Annotated in this window: 17 protein-coding genes; 13 read left to right on the top strand and 4 right to left on the bottom strand. The window is 67.4% G+C overall.

Annotation, left to right across the window (positions count from 1 at the left end; all coding sequences use genetic code 11):
* Positions 1–12 precede the first annotated feature (12 nt).
* Positions 13–729 (top strand): type 1 glutamine amidotransferase, encoded by a 717-nt coding sequence (locus tag ACZ48Y_RS00535; RefSeq protein WP_464741115.1) that lies wholly within the window; start codon positions 13–15, stop codon positions 727–729.
* Here ACZ48Y_RS00535 and ACZ48Y_RS00530 read toward each other — a convergent pair.
* From ACZ48Y_RS00530 to ACZ48Y_RS00515, 4 genes are read right to left on the bottom strand one after another with little or no spacing between them, the layout of a single operon-like run.
* The gene (locus ACZ48Y_RS00530; protein WP_464741113.1) at positions 726–1,679 is read right to left on the bottom strand and encodes an NAD-dependent epimerase/dehydratase family protein; all 954 of its coding nucleotides are present in this window, start codon (positions 1,677–1,679) and stop codon (positions 726–728) included. The genes ACZ48Y_RS00535 and ACZ48Y_RS00530 overlap by 4 nt on opposite strands.
* 36 nt (positions 1,680–1,715) lie before the next feature.
* Positions 1,716–2,294, bottom strand: a complete 579-nt coding sequence (locus ACZ48Y_RS00525; RefSeq protein ID WP_464741111.1) for a LutC/YkgG family protein — start codon at positions 2,292–2,294, stop codon at positions 1,716–1,718.
* Entirely contained in the window at positions 2,284–3,675 is a 1,392-nt protein-coding gene (locus tag ACZ48Y_RS00520; RefSeq protein ID WP_464741109.1) for a LutB/LldF family L-lactate oxidation iron-sulfur protein, read from the bottom strand. The genes ACZ48Y_RS00525 and ACZ48Y_RS00520 overlap by 11 nt, the downstream gene beginning before the upstream one ends.
* Positions 3,665–4,393, bottom strand: coding sequence for a (Fe-S)-binding protein (locus ACZ48Y_RS00515; protein ID WP_464741107.1), 729 nt, complete (start codon positions 4,391–4,393; stop codon positions 3,665–3,667). Before ACZ48Y_RS00515 ends, ACZ48Y_RS00520 begins: the two co-directional genes overlap by 11 nt.
* A 153-nt stretch (positions 4,394–4,546) precedes the next feature.
* On the opposite strand from ACZ48Y_RS00515, the gene ACZ48Y_RS00510 reads away from it, so the two are divergent.
* Genes ACZ48Y_RS00510 through ACZ48Y_RS00455 form a run of 12 tightly spaced genes read left to right on the top strand, consistent with a single transcriptional unit; the run spans position 4,547 to position 16,911 of the window.
* Entirely contained in the window at positions 4,547–5,476 is a 930-nt protein-coding gene (locus ACZ48Y_RS00510) for a sugar ABC transporter substrate-binding protein (RefSeq protein ID WP_464741105.1), read from the top strand.
* Between the two features lie 44 nt (positions 5,477–5,520).
* Positions 5,521–6,543 carry an ABC transporter permease gene (locus tag ACZ48Y_RS00505; protein WP_464741103.1) on the top strand — a complete coding sequence of 341 codons (1,023 nt, stop codon included), beginning with the start codon at positions 5,521–5,523 and terminating at the stop codon, positions 6,541–6,543.
* Positions 6,540–7,337, top strand: a complete 798-nt coding sequence (locus ACZ48Y_RS00500) for an ATP-binding cassette domain-containing protein (RefSeq protein WP_464741101.1) — start codon at positions 6,540–6,542, stop codon at positions 7,335–7,337. Before ACZ48Y_RS00505 ends, ACZ48Y_RS00500 begins: the two co-directional genes overlap by 4 nt.
* Entirely contained in the window at positions 7,334–9,223 is a 1,890-nt protein-coding gene (iolD, locus tag ACZ48Y_RS00495) for a 3D-(3,5/4)-trihydroxycyclohexane-1,2-dione acylhydrolase (decyclizing) (RefSeq protein ID WP_464741099.1), read from the top strand. The genes ACZ48Y_RS00500 and iolD overlap by 4 nt, the downstream gene beginning before the upstream one ends.
* Positions 9,220–10,113: a sugar phosphate isomerase/epimerase family protein gene (locus tag ACZ48Y_RS00490; RefSeq protein WP_464741097.1), complete on the top strand. Its 894-nt coding sequence runs from the start codon at positions 9,220–9,222 to the stop codon at positions 10,111–10,113. Before iolD ends, ACZ48Y_RS00490 begins: the two co-directional genes overlap by 4 nt.
* Positions 10,097–11,152 carry a tartrate dehydrogenase gene (locus ACZ48Y_RS00485; RefSeq protein WP_464741095.1) on the top strand — a complete coding sequence of 352 codons (1,056 nt, stop codon included), beginning with the start codon at positions 10,097–10,099 and terminating at the stop codon, positions 11,150–11,152. The genes ACZ48Y_RS00490 and ACZ48Y_RS00485 overlap by 17 nt, the downstream gene beginning before the upstream one ends.
* Positions 11,152–12,024, top strand: coding sequence for a transketolase (locus ACZ48Y_RS00480; RefSeq protein ID WP_464741093.1), 873 nt, complete (start codon positions 11,152–11,154; stop codon positions 12,022–12,024). The genes ACZ48Y_RS00485 and ACZ48Y_RS00480 overlap by 1 nt, the downstream gene beginning before the upstream one ends.
* A complete protein-coding gene (locus ACZ48Y_RS00475) occupies positions 12,021–12,953 on the top strand; it encodes a transketolase family protein (protein WP_464741091.1) in 933 nt (310 codons plus the stop codon). The genes ACZ48Y_RS00480 and ACZ48Y_RS00475 overlap by 4 nt, the downstream gene beginning before the upstream one ends.
* Positions 12,950–13,969, top strand: coding sequence for an inositol 2-dehydrogenase (gene iolG / locus ACZ48Y_RS00470; protein WP_464741089.1), 1,020 nt, complete (start codon positions 12,950–12,952; stop codon positions 13,967–13,969). Before ACZ48Y_RS00475 ends, iolG begins: the two co-directional genes overlap by 4 nt.
* Positions 13,953–14,762, top strand: a complete 810-nt coding sequence (iolB, locus tag ACZ48Y_RS00465; RefSeq protein ID WP_464741087.1) for a 5-deoxy-glucuronate isomerase — start codon at positions 13,953–13,955, stop codon at positions 14,760–14,762. The genes iolG and iolB overlap by 17 nt, the downstream gene beginning before the upstream one ends.
* On the top strand, positions 14,759–15,577 hold the full coding sequence (locus ACZ48Y_RS00460) for a DeoR/GlpR family DNA-binding transcription regulator (protein ID WP_464741085.1): 819 nt from the start codon (positions 14,759–14,761) through the stop codon (positions 15,575–15,577). The genes iolB and ACZ48Y_RS00460 overlap by 4 nt, the downstream gene beginning before the upstream one ends.
* Positions 15,578–15,594: 17 nt before the next feature.
* On the top strand, positions 15,595–16,911 hold the full coding sequence (locus ACZ48Y_RS00455) for an ABC transporter substrate-binding protein (protein ID WP_464741083.1): 1,317 nt from the start codon (positions 15,595–15,597) through the stop codon (positions 16,909–16,911).
* The last annotated feature ends 28 nt before the right edge of the window (positions 16,912–16,939 follow it).

The following is a 16,939-nucleotide window of genomic DNA, read 5'->3' as shown; positions in this document are numbered from 1 at the left end:
GCTTGTATGTTGATGGCCGTGCGTTTTCTCCTGCTCCAGGCCCGCAATCCGGGCGACCCCATCCGCCTTGAGGAACCCCGCCAGTTCGCGGCCCGGATGGGGGTTCCCGCGTCCGCGATCGTCCCCTTCGACCTGCTCGAGCGGGCCCCGAACTGGGCGGACCTCTCGGGGGTTTCCGCACTGCTCATCGGCGGCTCGGGGGAATACGACGTCTCCAAGGGCAACCTCCCCCATCTCCGAGAAACCCTTGGCTTCCTCGCCGAGGTCGTTGCCCGAAGCTTTCCCACCTTCGCCTCCTGCTTTGGCTTCCACCTCCTGGTCGCCGCGCTCGGGGGCGAGGTCATCCGCGACGAGGCCAACGCCGAGGTTGGGGCGGCCTGGGTCTGCTTGACCGAGGAAGGCAAGGTGGATCCGCTCTTTGGCCGGCTCCCGCCCTGCTTTTGGGTGCAAGCCGGGCACAAGGACCGGGCCCGCCGCCTGCCCGAAGGGGTAATCCACCTCGCCTTCTCCGAACGCGCCCCCTACCAGGCCTTCCGGGTTCCGGAAAAACCGATCTGGGCCACCCAGTTCCACCCCGAGCTGACCGAAGAGGACACCTTCGAGCGCTTTCGCCGCTACGCCCACGTTTACACCCCGGGGCTAAGCGAAGAGGCGATCCGGGCCCGGCTGCGCCCGAGCCCGGAGGCCAGCCAGCTGCTGCGCTGGTTCGTGGAGCTTCTCGAGGATTAGAGGGCGCCGGCGCGCATCGCCTCGCGAAACGCCGCGGCGGTCTCGGCGAGGCCTTCCTCGAAGGGCAGGCTTACCCGCCAGCCCTCGGCCATGAGCTTGGTCGGGTCGAGGACGCTGACCTCGAGGTCCCCCGGTCGCGGCGGGGCGAAGCGCACCTCTGGCTCCACCCCCAGGGCAGCGGCCAGGGTGCGCAGCACCTCCTCGGTGGTGTGGCCCTCCCCGGTGCCCACGTTGTAGACGCCGGTCAACCCCTTCTTGAGGGCCAGCTGGTGCGCCGCCACCACGTCCTGGACGTGGACGTAGTCGCGAACACCGCCGGGGTCCCCGGGTTCCTGCCGGGCGAAGAGGACCACCGGCTCCCCCTTCAAGAGCCGGGTCGCGAAGATCGCCACCACCCCAGCCTCGCCATGGGGGTTTTGCCGCGGGCCGTAGACGTTGCCGTAGCGCAGCGCGGTGTAGGCCAGACCATGGTTTTGCCGGTAGGCCTCGAGGTAGAACTCGAACCCCGCCTTGCTCGCGGCGTAGGGGCTTTTGGGCCGGGCCGGCCAGGCTTCGCTGGCCCGCTGTCCCTCCGGCACCTCGCCGTAGATCGCCCCCCCGGTGGAGGCGAAGATCAGGTGCGAAACCCCTACCTCCCGGGCCGCCTCGAGGACGTTGAGCCCGCCGATGACGTTGACCTCGGCGTCGTAGAGGGGCCGGCTCACCGAGACCGAGACCGAGGCCTGAGCGGCCTGGTGGGAGACCACCTCCGGCCTGAAGTCCTCGAAGGCCTGGACGACTGCGTTCCGGTCCCGGATGTCGAGGGGAATGAAGGCCGCCCCCTCGGGCACGTTGACCTCGCGCCCGGTCGAGAGGTCGTCGAGGATCAAGACCTCGTAGCCGTCCTTTAAAAGGGCCTCCGCGATGTGACTGCCAATGAACCCGGCACCGCCGGTGACGATCGCGCGCATGCCGGCATTGTACGCGCTCAGGGACCGGTCCCCCCTTCAGCCTTGACCCGCGTCGCCCACCAAGAGCACCCAAAGCACGCCCGGACCGTGGACCCCCTTGACCATGATCTGGCCGATGTCCGCGGACTTGCTCGGGCCCGAGTGCAACCCGATCGCGGCCTCACCCGAGGCCTTGACGGCGCGAAGGGCCTCGTGCAACGTGGGAAAGAGCCGGCCGGCCTCAAGCACGACGACGTGGGTCGGGGCGAGCAGCTGCCCCCGCCGCCCCTCGCTGGCGGGAAGCAACAGCGTCCCGGTCTCGGCAGCCCCGGCGAGGGCCAGCGAGACCGCGGCCTCGGCGGCCTCGGGCGCGGCGCCGCCCGCGCACCCCAGGGCTTCGGGCAGGAGGGGGCTGCACCAGACGCGTGGGTGATCCGCGAGGCGCTCGGCGAGCCAGGCCCGCGCCTCGGCCAGATTCCCGACCTCGATCAGCTGGGCCCCGGCGGCCGAAAGGCGCTGCGCGAAGCGCTCGAGGGGATCGGCGACCTCACCGACGGGCGGCTCGGGCAACCGGGCTTCGGCAACCCCATGCAGGGCCCGGCGAACCCGGGCCAGGATGCGATCCTTAGCGCTCATCCTTGATCTCCTCCCAGCGCTGGTGGAAGGGCTTGGGGCTTGGCTTGAGCCCTGCCCTGAGGCGGGTCCAGGCCCGCACGACGGGGAGGACCTCGTTGTCCAGCACCTTGGGGGTCGCCCGCAAGACCCGGGAGGCCAGGCGGTAGAGCGCGGGCCGGGTCATCACCTCCGCGTAGCTGCGAACAAGACCCCGCTCGTAGGACGGGCTGAGGCCCGAAAGGTCCGCCTCCCTGCGCCAGTGGAGCAAGAGCTCGGTGATCGGGATCTGCACCGGGCAGGCTTCGACGCAGGCCCCGCAGAGGGTGCTCGCGAAGGGCAGCGGTTGGGCCTCCTCGAGCCCCAAGAGCACCGGGCTGAGGATCTCCCCGATGGGACCCGAGTAGACGAAGCCGTAGGGATGGCCACCGGTCTGGCGGTAGACCGGGCAGGCATTCAGGCAGGCCCCGCAGCGGATGCAGCGAAGGACCCGGCGCGGCGCCTCCTCGGCCAGCGCCGCGCTCCGGCCGTTGTCCACGAAGACCACGTAGAGGGCCTCGGGGCCGTCGGGGTCGGCGGGCCGGGCGGGGCCGTCGATCAGGCTGACGAAGGTGCCGATCGGCTGCCCGGTCGCGGCCCGGGCCACGAGCTGCAAGAAGATCGCGAGGTCCGCGTGGCGGGGCAGGAGCTTCTCGATGCCGACGAAGGCCACGTGCACCCGGGGGAGGCTGGTGGTGAGGCGGATGTTGCCCTCGTTCTCGACCAGCGCCAGGGTGCCGGTCTCCGCGACCAGGAAGTTGGCGCCCGAGATTCCGAGCTCGGCGGTCAGGAACTTCTCCCGCAGAAAACGCCGGGCGGCGGCGGCGAGGGCCTCCGGGGAGGCGTCGAGGGGGGTGCCGAGGCGCTGGTGGAAGAGCGCGCGGATCGCCGCGAGGTCCTTGTGAATCGCCGGGCCCACGATGTGCGAGGGGGGTTCGTTCGCCAGCTGGATGATGAACTCCCCGAGGTCGGTCTCGTAGACCTCGACGCCCAGGGCCTCGAGCGCGGCGTTGACCCCGAGCTCTTCGCTGAGCATGCTCTTGGCCTTGACCGCGCGCCGCACCCCGTGGCGACGCACGATCGCCTCCAGGTGGCGGGCGGCGTCCTCCGGGCCCTCCGCCCAGAGCACCTGGACGCCGTTCTTCGAAAGCGCCTTCTCCGCGGCCTCGAGGTAGCGATCGAGGCGGCTCAGGACGTGATCCTTGACCGCCGCAGCATAGGTCCGCCAGGCCTCGATCGGCACCTCGGCGTAGGCCCGCTGGCGGGCGGCGTCGAAGTGCAGCGTGGCGCGGTAGACCGCCGCCCGGGTCTCCGGATGCTCACGGATGAGCCTGGCCGCGGCCCTGGGGTAGTCCTTAGGCCGCACTCCGGGCCTCCCACAGGAGCTCCGCGAGGTGACGGAAGGCGACGCGCGCTCCCCGCCGCGCCGCCCGGCCAGCGAGGTGCAAGAGGCAGCCCGCGTCGGTGGAGACGACCGCCTCCGGAGCCCCGGAAAGGGTGTTCAGCTTGCGGTCGGCCATGGCCACGCTGACCACCGGTAGCTTCACCGAGAAGACCCCGCCGAAGCCGCAGCACTCCCGGTCGGCCTCCCAGGGGACGAGCTCGGCCCCGGCGTTTTTCAAAAGGCGTTCGGGCTCCTCCCGGACCCCGAGCTCCCGCAGCGCGTGGCAGCCGTGATGGTAGGCCAGCCGCCGCCCCTTGAGGCCCGATCCCAGCGAGTCGACCCCGAGGACATGGACCAGGAACTGGCTGAGCTCGTAGGTGCGCTCGGCGAGGCGGGTGGCGCGGGTGCAGGCCGGGCCGTTGGCCGAAAAGAGCTCCGGGTAGTGCACCTTGATCATCGAGCCGCAGGAGCCGGAGGGAAGGACGACGTAGTCGTAGCCCTCGAGGACCGAGATGGTGTGCAGGGCCATCTTCCGGGCCTCCTCCCAATGACCGGCGTTGAAGGCCGGCTGCCCGCAGCAGGTCTGGCCCCGGGGAACGTCCACGTCCACACCCAGCGCCCTCAAGAGGCGCACCGTGGCCACCCCGGCCTCGGCGAAGAACTGGTCGAGCAAGCAGGTGGCGAACAACGCGACGCGCATGCCGGGTCCCTTCCTGCCCGCGATTATACGTGCGGCCGCGAACGCTGGCGCAGGGTCCGCAGGGTTTCGAATACGAAACCAAACGCCGGCCATGTGTTGACGAAACGTAACGTAGGGCGCTATATTCTGAGAGCAAGCGAAAGGAGGCGTGCGATGAAACGATTGATCGCGGTATCCTTGGCCCTTACCGTTTTTATTTTCGGCGGGGCGCTGGCCCAGCGGTTCGTGGTCGTCACCCATGGACAGGCCGCGGACCCCTTCTGGTCGGTGGTCAAGAACGGGGTGGACCTTGCCGCCAAGCAGGTCGGGGTCACCGTCGAATACCGTGCTCCGGAGACCTTCGACATGGTGCAGATGGGCCAGCTCATCGACGCTGCGGTGGCCTCAAAGCCCGACGGCCTGGTGGTGTCCATCCCCGACGCGGACGCCCTCGGCCCCCACATTCAGGCGGCGGTTCGAGCGGGCATCCCGGTAATCTCGATCAACTCCGGCGCTGACGTCTTCGAAAAGTTCGGCGTCTTGATGCACGTCGGTCAAGAGGAGTACATCGCTGGAAAGGGCGGCGGCGAAAAGATGCGCGCCATGGGCGTGAAAAAAGCGGTGTGCGTGAACCACGAGGTGGGCAACGTCGCGCTGGACCAACGCTGTCAGGGGTTCAAGGACGGGCTGGGCCCAGGGGCCAGCGTGGAGGTGCTCGCGGTCCCCACGGACTTTACCGAGGTGCGTAACGCGATCCTCGCGTACCTGCAAAAGCATCCCGACCTCGAGGGCATCCTCACCCTGGGTCCGGTGGGCGCCGAGCCGACGCTTCAGGCCCTGGAAACCTCGGGGAAGGTGGGCCAGCTGGTGTTTGGCACCTTCGATCTCTCGCCGGCGATTCTGCAGGCCTTGGTCGAGAAGAAGATGGCCTTCGCCATCGACCAGCAACAGTTCTTGCAGGGCTACCTGCCGGTCGTCTTCTTGGCCAACTACGTCCGCTACGGCCTGCTCCCCGCCAACAAGGTGGTGCTGACCGGGCCCGGCTTCGTCACCCCGGACAACGCCGCCCAGGTCATCGAGCTGTCCAAAAAAGGCATCCGCTAACCGCTTCCTAGGGGCGGGCCCGAGCCCGCCCCACCTCCCCAACGATGAACGCTCCAAGCGAACGCACCCTTAAGGTCTCCCCCCTCCGCAAGCTGATGGCCATGCCCGAGTTCGGCGCGCTGGCGGGGGTGGGGCTGGTCTTTGTCTTTTTCGCCCTGGCCGCGGGAAACCGCGGCTTTCTAACGCCCCAAGGCACCCTCAACTACCTGGAGGTCGCGGCGCAACTCGGGCTGCTTGCCGCGACGGTGAGCCTGCTGATGATCGCCGGCGAGTTTGACCTCTCGATCGGTTCGATGATCGGCGCAGCGGGCATGGCGCTGGCGATCCCGGTCGCGGTCTGGGGCTGGCCGATGTGGGCGGGCATCCTGCTGGCCTTTGCTTTTGCCGCTGCGTTCGGGTACCTCAACGGCTACCTGGTGGTGCGCACCGGCCTGCCTTCCTTTATCGTCACCCTGGCTTCGCTCTTCGTGCTGCGAGGGGCGACGCTGGGCTTCACCCGCTGGATCACCAGCCGCACCCGCGTCTCCGGGCTCCACGCCCACGCCCAGGGAGATCCCCTGGCCATCCTCTTTTCCGGCGAGCTCTTGGGGATTCCGATCTCCATCTGGTGGTGGGTGCTCCTCACCTTGCTCGCGAGCTACGTTCTCTTGCGCACGCCCTTTGGCAACTGGATTTTCGGAGCCGGCGGCGACCCCAAGGCCGCCCACGCGGTCGGCGTTCCGGTGGCCCGGGTCAAGATCACGCTCTTCATGGCCACCGCCTTGAGTGCGGCCCTTTTAGCGGTCATCCAGGTGCTCGACACGGGCAGCGCGGACGTGTTGCGCGGTGAGCTCAAGGAGCTGGAAGCGATCGCCGCCGCGGTCATCGGGGGCAACCTGCTCACCGGCGGCTACGGCTCGGTGATCGGCGGTTCCCTGGGGGCGCTGCTTTTGGGCATGGTCAAGCAGGGGATCTTCTTCACCGGAATCAACACCGACTGGTTCAAGGTTTTCCTGGGAACCCTTTTGCTCGCGGCGGTGCTCTTTAACGACTACCTCCGCAGGAAGGCGCTGGAGGCACCGAGGTGACCCCGCTCATCGAAGCCAAAGGGATCAGCAAGTACTTCGGCCCGGTGGTCGCGCTTAAGGACATTTCGATGCGCGTGGAGGCCGGTCAGGTTCACTGCCTGCTTGGCGATAACGGCGCGGGGAAAAGCACCCTGATCAAGATCTTTTCCGGAGTGTTCCCCCCGGACGAGGGGGAGCTTTGGGTGCTGGGCCACCCGGTGCGCTTTAAAAGCCCCAAAGAAGCCATGGATATGGGGATCGCCACCGTTTATCAGGATCTGGCGATGATCCCCTTAATGAGCATCGTGCGCAACTTCTTCCTCGGCCGCGAACCGACCGTGGGTCGCGGCCCTTTCAAGCGATTTGACCTCAAGACCGCAGAAGAGATTGCCCGGCGTGCGTTGGAGGAAATCGGCATTCAAGTCCGCGACGTCCACCAGGCCGTGGGCACCCTCTCCGGGGGTGAACGCCAATCGGTCGCGATCGCCCGTGCGGTGCACTTCGGAGCCAGGGTTCTCATCCTTGACGAGCCGACGAGCGCCCTGGGCGTCAAGGAAGCAGCGGTGGTGTTGCGCTACATCGTCGAGGCCAAAACCCGGGGCGTTGGGGTGGTCTTCATCACCCACAACGTTCACCACGCCTGGGCAGTGGGGGATGTCTTCACCCTCTTGAACCGGGGACGAAGCATGGGCACGTTCAAACGGGAAGAAACCACACGGGAAGCGGTCTTGCAAATGATGGCTGGCGGAGAGGAGCTGGCCAACCTCGAGGTCGAACTGGCCGAGATCGCGCGCAGCAAGAGGAGCAAGGCATGACCAAGATTCGGATGACGACGGCTCAGGCGCTGGTGCGCTTCCTGTCCAACCAGTTCACGGAACACGATCACCTCCGCCAGCGCCTCGTGGAGGCCGTCTTGGGGATCTTCGGACACGGTCAGGTCGCCGGGCTCGGGGTGGCCCTCGCGGAGCGACCGCAGGACCTGCGCTACATACGCGTACAAAACGAGCAGGCCGGCGTGCACGCGGCCATCGCCTACGCCAAGCATCGGCGCCGGCGCGCTACCCTAGCGGTGACCAGCTCCATCGGCCCCGGCGCCACCAACCTGCTGACCGGCGCCGCCGCGGCCACCGTGAACCGTCTGCCCGTCTTGCTCTTGCCCTCGGACTACTTCGCCAACCGCATCCCCGACCCGGTCTTGCAGCAACTCGAGCACCCCACGCTCCACGACGCCAGCGTCAACGACGCGTTCCGACCGCTGTCCCGCTTCTTCACCCGGATCAGCCGCCCCGAGCAGCTCCTGGACGCCCTTCCCCACGCGATGCGGGTGCTCACCGATCCGGTGGAGACCGGCGCGGTCACCCTCAGCCTGCCGGAAGACGTCCAAGCGGAAGCCTTCGAATGGCCGGCCGAGTTCTTCAAGCCTCGGGTCTGGCGCATCCGCCGCCCCCCTCCGGAGGCCACCGCGCTGTCCAGGGCGCTCCCCCTTATCCAGCGCGCGCGGCGCCCCTTGATGATCGCCGGAGGTGGGGTTCGCTACAGCGAAGCGGAACCTGCCCTTGCGGCGTTCGCCGAGGCGTTCGGCATCCCGGTCGCGGAAACGCAAGCGGGCAAGGGCGCCCTGCCCACCGATCACCCGATGAACGTGGGGCCACTCGGCGCCAACGGCGGCCTCGCCGCCAATCGGCTGGCGCGGGATGCGGACCTGGTGATCGCCGTGGGGACCCGACTCGGCGACTTCGTCACCGCCTCCAAGTCCGCCTTTCAGAACCCTGAGGTGCGCTTCATCGGGCTGAACGTCGCCCCCTTCGATGCGGTGAAGCTCGGGGGCTTGATGCTGGTGGCCGACGCCCGTTCCGGCCTCGAGGCGCTCAAGGCCGCGCTCGAGGCCCAGGGATATCCGGGCACCGACCCCGAGTACCGGGACGCGGTCCAGCGGCTACGCGAGGCCTGGGCTCGGGAGGTCGACCGGCTCACCGCCCCGGGCGATGGACCCCTTTCCCAAGCCCAGGCAATCGGGATCGCCAACCGCGTCTATGGCCAAAACGCCGTGGTGATCTCGGCCGCGGGCAGCCTTCCCGGCGACCTGCTCAAGCTCTGGCGCACCAACAATCCCCTCGGTTATCACCTCGAGTACGGGTACTCGACGATGGGCTATGAGCTGGCCGCGGGCGTTGGCGTCACCCTCGCCGACCCCCAGGCCGAGGTGCTGGTCCTGGTCGGCGACGGCTCCTACCTGATGATGAACTCCGAGATCGTGACCGCGATTGCCGAGGGACGTTCGTTTAGCATCCTGCTGATCGAAAACCAGGGCTTCCAGTCGATCCACGGGCTGCAGCGGTCGGTGGGCAGTCCTTCGTTCGGAAACGAACGGCGCTTCCGCAACCCCGAGACCGGTCTGCTCGACGGACCCGTCGTCCCCGTCGACTTCGCCCAGCACGCGGCGAGCATGGGGGCCAGGACCTGGGTTGCGAAAACCGCCTCGGAGCTCGAGGCGGCCCTGGCCGAGGCCAAATCGGCGAGCGGGGTGCGGGTGGTGGTGGCCGAGGTCGACCCCGAGGCCCGGGTGCCCAACTACGAAGGGTGGTGGGACGTTCCGGTGCCCGAGGTCAGCGCGTTTTCAGAGGTCCAGAAGGCCCGGGAAGCCTACGAGACCGCGCGCGAGCGCCAGCGTCCTGTCCTGCCCCCGGCGGAGGAAGCGTGACACCCGCGACCAGCCCGATCAACTGGAACAACGAGGACGTGCCGGACTACCGTCCTTGGCTGCCCTACCCCGCGATCCTCGACGCGATCAAGGCGGCCGGTTATCACGCCACCGAGTGGTCCCGTAGTCTGCCCGAGGACCTCGATCGGTTGAAGGGCGATCTTGCCGCACGCGGCCTGCAGGTTATCGGGGCCTTCGTCGCGCTGGAGCTCAAAGATCCCGCGCGCCACGCGGAGGAGATCGCGCGGGGCCTGGCCAAGGCCCGCTTCCTGCGCGCCTTGGGGGCCCGCCATCTGGTGGTCGCCGACCCCGGGGACCCGCGCCGCCGCGCGCTGGCCGGACACGTTCCTCCTGAGGAAACCCTTAAGGGCCCGGCCCTCACCGCGCTCGCACGCGGGCTGGAGGCGCTGGCCGCACAACTTCGGGACCTCGGGGTCCGCCTCGTTTTTCATAACCACGTCGGCACCTACGTGGAAACCGCGGAGGAAATCGCGCGGCTCTTTGAAGCCACGGATCCGGAGCTCGTAGGCTGGTGCTTGGATACCGGGCATCTGGTCTACGGCGGCGGGGACCTGCTCACCCTGCTCGAGCGCTTTGATCGTCGCGTCGCCTACCTCCACCTCAAGGACGTGGACCCCGACGTCCTGGCGCGCGCCCGCGCCGAGCACTGGGCCTTCGAGACCGCGCTGCGCAACTACATCTTTGCCCCCCTCGGCCAGGGCATGGTGCCGCTCAAGCCGGCGCTCAAGCGACTGCTCGACGCGGGCTACCGGGGCTGGGCGGTGATCGAGCAGGACACCACCCCCGACGACCCCACCGAGGTGGCGCGGGACAACCGTGTTCGCTTGCTCCAAATGTTACGGGAGCTTGGCCATGAAACGGCGCTATAGCATCGCCCTCATTCCCGGCGACGGCATCGGCCAAGAAGTCCTGCCTGAGGGGGTGCGCGTGCTCCGCGCGCTGGCCAGGCGGCACGGCTTCGAGCTCGAGTTCACCTCTTATCCCTACGGCACCGACTACTACCTCGAGCACGGGGTCATGATCCCCGAGGAAGGCTTCCACGTGCTCCAGCAGCACGATGCGATCTACCTCGGCGCCGTGGGCGACCCCCGCAAAGCCCCCGACCACGTCACCCTGCGCGGCCTCTTGATCCCGCTGCGACAGCGCTTCGACCTCTACGTCAACCTTCGCCCTGCGAAGGCTTTGAAAGGCGTCCCCACGCCCTTGAAGGGTGACCCGGCCTTTGACTTCGAGGTGGTTCGGGAGAACACCGAGGGCGAGTACGCCGGCGCTGGCGGCCGTCTCCGCGGAGAGGTCGCGGTGCAGACCGCGATCTTTACCCGCAAAGGGACCGAGCGGATCGCCCGCTTCGCCTTCGAACGGGCGACCAAGCGCCGCGCCCGGCTCACCGTCGCCACCAAATCCAACGCCCTTCAACATGGCCTGGTCTTTTGGGACGAGGTGGTTCGAGAGGTGTCGTCGGCCTACCCCGGGGTCGGCCTCTCCTTCATGCACGCCGACGCCCTGGCCGCGGCCATGGTGAAGGATCCGCGCTCCCTCGACGTCATCCTGGCCACCAACCTGCTCGGCGACCTGCTGACCGACCTGGCCGGGGCCCTTCAAGGGAGCCTCGGCATCCCCGCCAGCGCCAACCTCAACCCTGAACGTCGCTACCCCTCGATGTTCGAGCCGGTCCACGGCTCGGCGCCGGACATCGCCGGTAAAGGTATCGCGAACCCCATCGCGACCTTCTGGGCGGGGGCGATGATGCTCGAGTTCCTGGGAGAGGAAGAAGCCGCAAAAACGCTCATGCGCGCGGTGGAAGCGGTTACCGCGGAGGGGCGGGTCCGGACCCCGGACCTCGGGGGCTCGGCAAGAACGCAAGAGGTCACCGACGCGGTTTTGCAGCGACTGGAGGTGAATGCCTGATGCTTACGGAAGAAACCCGCGAAACGCTCGAACAAACCGCGCGCCTCGCCCGCTACCTGGTCCTGCGCACGGTGCAGCGGTCGGGCGCGGGGCACATCGGAGGACCGCTTTCAGCGATCGAGTTGCTCGTGGCCCTCTACTTCAAGGTGCTTCGAATCGACCCCCAAAACCCCAACTGGCCGGACCGCGACCGCTTCATTCTCTCCAAAGGGCACGCTGCGGTCGGGCTTTACGCGGTAATGGCCTTAAGAGGCTACTTCCCCATCGAAGAACTCCTCACCTTCGACAAAGGGGGTTCCCGTCTCCAGGGGCACCCCGACATGACCCGGCTTCCAGGGCTGGACATGTCCTCGGGTTCGCTCGGCCAGGGGCTTTCCCCGGGCGTGGGGTTCGCCCTGGGGGCGAAACAGCTGGGAAAGGACTTCCACACCTGGGTACTGCTCGGGGACGGTGAGCTGCAAGAGGGCATGGTCTGGGAAGCCGTGCACACCGCGCGCCGCTACCGACTCGGCAACCTCACCGCGATCGTCGATTACAACGGCCTTCAGCAGTTCGGATGGCGAGGCGCGGACCGCGGCGACCGCGCGGATCCCTGGCGGGACTTCTCCCTGGCCGCGATGTTCCAAAGCTTCGGATGGCGCGTCATCGAGATCGACGGCCACGACTTCGACGCGATCGTGGGCGCGGCGACCGTCGCCAGAAAAAACGCCCGCGGCGATCAACCCACCGCGATCATCGCCTGGACGACCAAGGGCAAGGGGCTCTCCTTTACCGAAGGCAAGCACGCCTGGCACTCCAAGGTCCCCAGCGAAGCCGATGTGGAGAAGGCGCTGGTCGAACTCGGCCTCCGTCCCGAGGAGGTGCCGCTATGAACCAGGTTGCGCTCCGGGAGGTCTTCGGCGAAACCCTGGTCGAGCTCGGGGGCGAGTACGACAACCTCTTGGTCCTCGACGGGGACCTCGCGAACTCGACCAAAGCCGACAAGTTCGAGGCCGCTTTTCCCGACCGCTTTCTGGAAATGGGCATCGCCGAGCAAAACATGATGGGGGTGGCGGCGGGCCTCGCCCACCTGGGATTCATTCCCTGGCTCTCCTCCTTCACCGTTTTCTTCACCCATCGCGCGGCCGATCCCTTGCGCATGCTGGTGGCCCAGACCAAGGCCAACGTCAAGATCGGCGCCGCCTACTCCGGGCTCCTGACCGGCTACACCGGAAAGACCCACCAGGACGTGGAGGATCTGGCCATCGTCCGGGCCATGCCGGACATGGTCGTGCTGGCCCCCGTCGATGCGGTGGAGGCACGGCAAATGATGCGCTGGGCCACCGCCTACGAAGGGCCGGTTTACCTGCGCCTGACCCGGGACCCGAGCCCGGTGGTGCTGCCGGAGGATCACCGCTTCATCCCCGGCAAGACGCTTGAGCTTCGGCGAGGCAAAGACCTCGCCCTGGTGGGCACCGGGGTGCAGACCACGCGGCTTCTTGAGGCCGCCGAACTGCTCGCCGAAGAAGGACTGTCCGCCGGGGTCTACCACGTGGGGTCGATCAAACCCCTGGACGAGGCAGACCTCGTGGAACGCCTCTCCCCCTACCCCCGGGTCTTCACCGCCGAGGAACACTCAATCTACGGCGGACTTGGAAGCTTGGTGGCCGAGGTGCTCAGCCGCCACGACCCCAAGCCCCTGATACGGATCGGGATCGAGGACCGCTGGGGGGAGTCCGCCCCCAACGACTGGCTCCTCGATCATTTCGGTCTCTCGCCGCGAAGGATGGTTGAACGGGTGCTCAAGGAGGTAGGCGCGTGAGACGGTTAGGCATCGCTTTGCTCGGCGCGGGAAGGATGGGGCAGGAACACGCCAAAGCGCTGGCAGGCATTCCGGAGGCCCGGGTGGTTGCGGTCGCCGATCCCCGCGAGACCGCCCGTGAGCAGGCCCGCTTCCTGGCGAAGGCGGAGCGGAGCTACGCGGAGGCGCACGAGGCGATCAACGACCCCGAGGTCGAGGCCGTGGTCATCGTCACCCCCACCGCGACACATGCCCCGCTGATCGAGGCCGCGGCAAAGGCTGGCAAGGCCATCTTTTCCGAAAAACCCGTTGCCTTGGACCTGGCCTCCACGCGACGCGCCCTGGACGCCGTCCGTCAAGCTGGCGTGCCCTTTCAAATCGGGTTTCAGCGCCGCTTTGACCCCGGTTATCGCCGGGCCCGTGAGCTGCTGGACCAGGGGGCGGTCGGCACCGTCGATCAGTTCCGCGCGGTGGGGCGGGATCCCGCCCCCCCTTCGCTCGACTACCTCAAGACCAGCGGGGGACTCTTTCTGGATATGGCGATCCACGACTACGACCTGGCCCGGTTCCTGGTCGGCGAGGTGGAGAGCGTGCTGGCCCACGGAACGGTGCGGGTGGATCCGAGGATCGGCGAGATCGGCGACGTGGACACCTCGGTCACCCTGCTTTGGTTCACCAACGGCGCGCAAGGGGTAGTGGAGAACAGCCGTCGGGCCGTGTACGGCTACGACATTCGCACCGAGGTCTTTGGGGAGCGGGGCAAGGTCGTGGTCGAGGCGGTCCCGAAGACCCCAGCCTGGTACTTCCGTGAAGGCGGTTTCGAAGCCGATCACTACGCATTCTTCATGGATCGCTTCAAGGAGGCCTACCGCGCCGAGCTCGCGGCCTTCGTGAACGCCGTTTTGCAGGGAACCACCCCCTCACCGGGACCGGAGGACGCGCTGGCCTCGCTCGCGATCGCCCTGGCGGCCACGCAAAGCGCACGGGAGGGGCGACGCGTCTCGCTCAAGGAGGTGCTCGATGGAACTGCTGCGTAAGCCCGCGACCCCACCGGTACGGATCGCGGTCACCCCCGCCTCGGCGGGGTGGCGCTACCTTAGCTTCTACGCGGTGGAGCTCGCCCCCGGCGAAGGCCACCGCTACCAGCCCCCAGGGGAAGAGACGGCCTTGGTGCCGCTTTCCGGCACCGCCCGGATACGTCTTGGCGATCAAACCTTCACCACCTCTCGGCGGAGCGTCTTCGAGGAGCTGCCCGAGGTGTTCTACGCCCCGCCGGGCACCCCCTTGGAGGTTGAGGCCCTTTCGCCGTTCGCCTTCGCGATCGGCAGTGCGCCCGCCGAAGGTCGGCTGCCTCCGCGCCGTGTCCTTCGCGAGGAAATCCCGGTGGAGATGCGCGGCGGAGCCAACGTCACCCGCCAAATCAGCCACGTGCTCGCGCCCCCGCTTCCCGCAGAGCGGCTCTTGCTCTTCGAGGTCTACACGCCGAGCGGCAACTGGTCCTCCTGGCCGCCACATCGCCACGACGGTCGCATGGGCTCTCCCTACCTGGAGGAAGTCTATTACTATCGCATCGCGCCGGCCAAAGGCTGGGCGGTCCAGCGGGTTTATGCCGAGGACCTGGATGCGCTTTTCCACGTTCAAGACAGCGAGGCGGTCCTCGTTCCTCGGGGCTACCATCCGGTGGCCGCGGCTCCCGGCTCGAACGTCTACTACCTCAACTACCTCGCCGGCGACGAGCGCACCACCCGGGTGGTGGACGATCCGGACTGGGCCTGGATGCGCGAGGACTGGACCGGTCGTGCGCTTCGCCTGCCGCTGGGGCGTTCATGAACGCGCCCGAACGCCGCGCCCGCATCCTGGAGCACCTCGCTCGGTCGGGAATGGTGCGCACCGAAGAGCTCTCGCGCGCGCTTGGGGTGAGCGAGGTCACCATCCGCAAGGACCTGGCAGCCTTGGCCAATGAAGGCCTACTGCACCGGGTCCACGGCGGCGCGGTGCACCGCCCGCGAGCCCTCTTCAACCCCTCCTTTGAGGAAAAACGGCATCACCACGTGGAGGCCAAGCGGGCCATCGCACTGGCGGCGCTGGAGAGAATCGAGGAGAACGACGTGCTGATCTTCGACGCCGGCACCACCACGCTGGCGCTCGCCCAGCAACTCAAGAAGCGCTTCCGTCGCCTTTTCATCATCACCAACTCGGTTCCCATCGCGCTCGAGCTCGCGGACACGCGCTTTGAAGTCATGCTCACCGGGGGAACGGTGCGCCACCACTCCGGGGCCCTGATCGGTCCGGCCGCGGTGGCGACCCTCGAGGGGCTCCACGCGGACAAGGCGTTCCTCGGCGCGACCGGCGTTTCCTTGGAAAAGGGCTACACCACCCCCAACCCCCTCGAAGCCCAGACCAAGCAAGCCATGCTGCGCTCGGCGAAAGCCCGTTTCGTCCTCGCGGACGGCAGCAAGCTGAACTGGGTGACGCTGGCCCGGTTTGCTAGACTAGATGAGATCGATCTTCTCATCACCGACGCCAGTGCGCCCGAAAGCTTTCTTTCAAGCTTGGCCGAACGGGGTCTTCAGGCGATGGTCGCTGACATTCCCCCGAAGACCCCGAGGCAGAGTGGAAGAAGGGTAAGGGAGGAGAAGGTATGAGAGGATTGCGGCTAATCTTGGCACTGCTAGCGGTTTTCGGTCTGTCTTGGGCACAAAAGACCATCGTCATCAAGGCCTGGACGATCGGTCCCGACGACCCCTCGATCACCCGGCTGAAAAACCTGGAGGCGGCCGTGGAGCGGCTCAACGCCCTCCTGGCCATCGAGGGCGCGGACTACCGGGTGAAGCTCGAAGGCGACTTTGACACCACCGACTGGGACCCCTACCTAAGGCGCGTGCTCTTGGCCTTCCAGTCCGGATCGGCCCCGGACATCGTTCAGGCTTCGGCAGCGCCCCTGATCGGAGTTTGGGCCACCGCCGGCTACATCGCCCCCCTGACCGAGGCGACCAACGCCTACGGCACGTTCAAGGACGTCTTCCCCACCCTTTGGAACGCGGTCACCTTTAAAGGCGAGGTCTTCGGCGTTCCCCAGGACACCGAGGCCCGGCCGCTCTACTTCAACAAGACCTTGCTAAAAAAACTCGGCTGGTCCGACGCCAAGATCAACGCGCTGCCGAAGATGATCGCGCGCGGCGACTTCACCTGGGACGACATGCTCGCGGTGGCCAAGGAGGCCCTGGACAAAGGGGTCATCGAACGCGGTAAGGGTTACTATCACCGGCCGAAGAACGGCCCGGACTTCCTGATGTGGTACCGGGCCTTTGGCGGCACCGCTTATGACCCCGCCTCCGGCAAGCTGGTCTTCGATCAGGCTGCGGCGTTACGCTACTTCACCTGGCTGAGGAAAGCCGTGGACGCCGGGGTTCTGGAAAAGGACCGGCTGGACGGGAACTGGAGCCGCTTCCACCAGAACGTGACCGATGGCAAGGTGCTCTTCTTCTCCGGGGGGACCTGGAACTGGGCGGAGTGGAAGAATCAGTGGGTGAAGGACAAGGGCGGTGAGGACTGGCTCTGGCAGCACTTCGGCTTCGCCCCGCAGCCGGCGTACAAGAAGGGCGGCAAACCGGTCACCCTCTCCAACCCCCAGGCCTACATGATCAGCGCCAACTCCAAGCAAAAGGCCCTCGCCGCCAAGGTGCTGGCCTTCGCCATGATGCCCGACCTCGACGCGCGTCACGCGGTGGGCTCGGGCCACCTTCCGGTCCTTCAGGCAACGGCGAGCCTGACCGATAACCGCTTCATTCGCGAGGTCAGCTACCTGCTCAACTACACGACCTTCGCGCCCCAGCACCCGGACTTCCCCAAGTGGCAGGACGCCCTGTATCGCGGGGTCAGCGCTGTGGAATCGGGTCAGGTGAGCCCGGAGGAAGCGGTCAAGGTGGTGGCCGCAGAGATGAAACGCGCGCTCAAGGACGAGATCGTGATCCGCTAGACGCATGGCCCCCGGCGCATGCGCCGGG

This window comes from Rhabdothermus arcticus (genome assembly GCF_055382915.1).
Note: the sequence above shows the minus strand (reverse complement) of the source record. Positions and strands in the feature narration are given on the sequence as shown.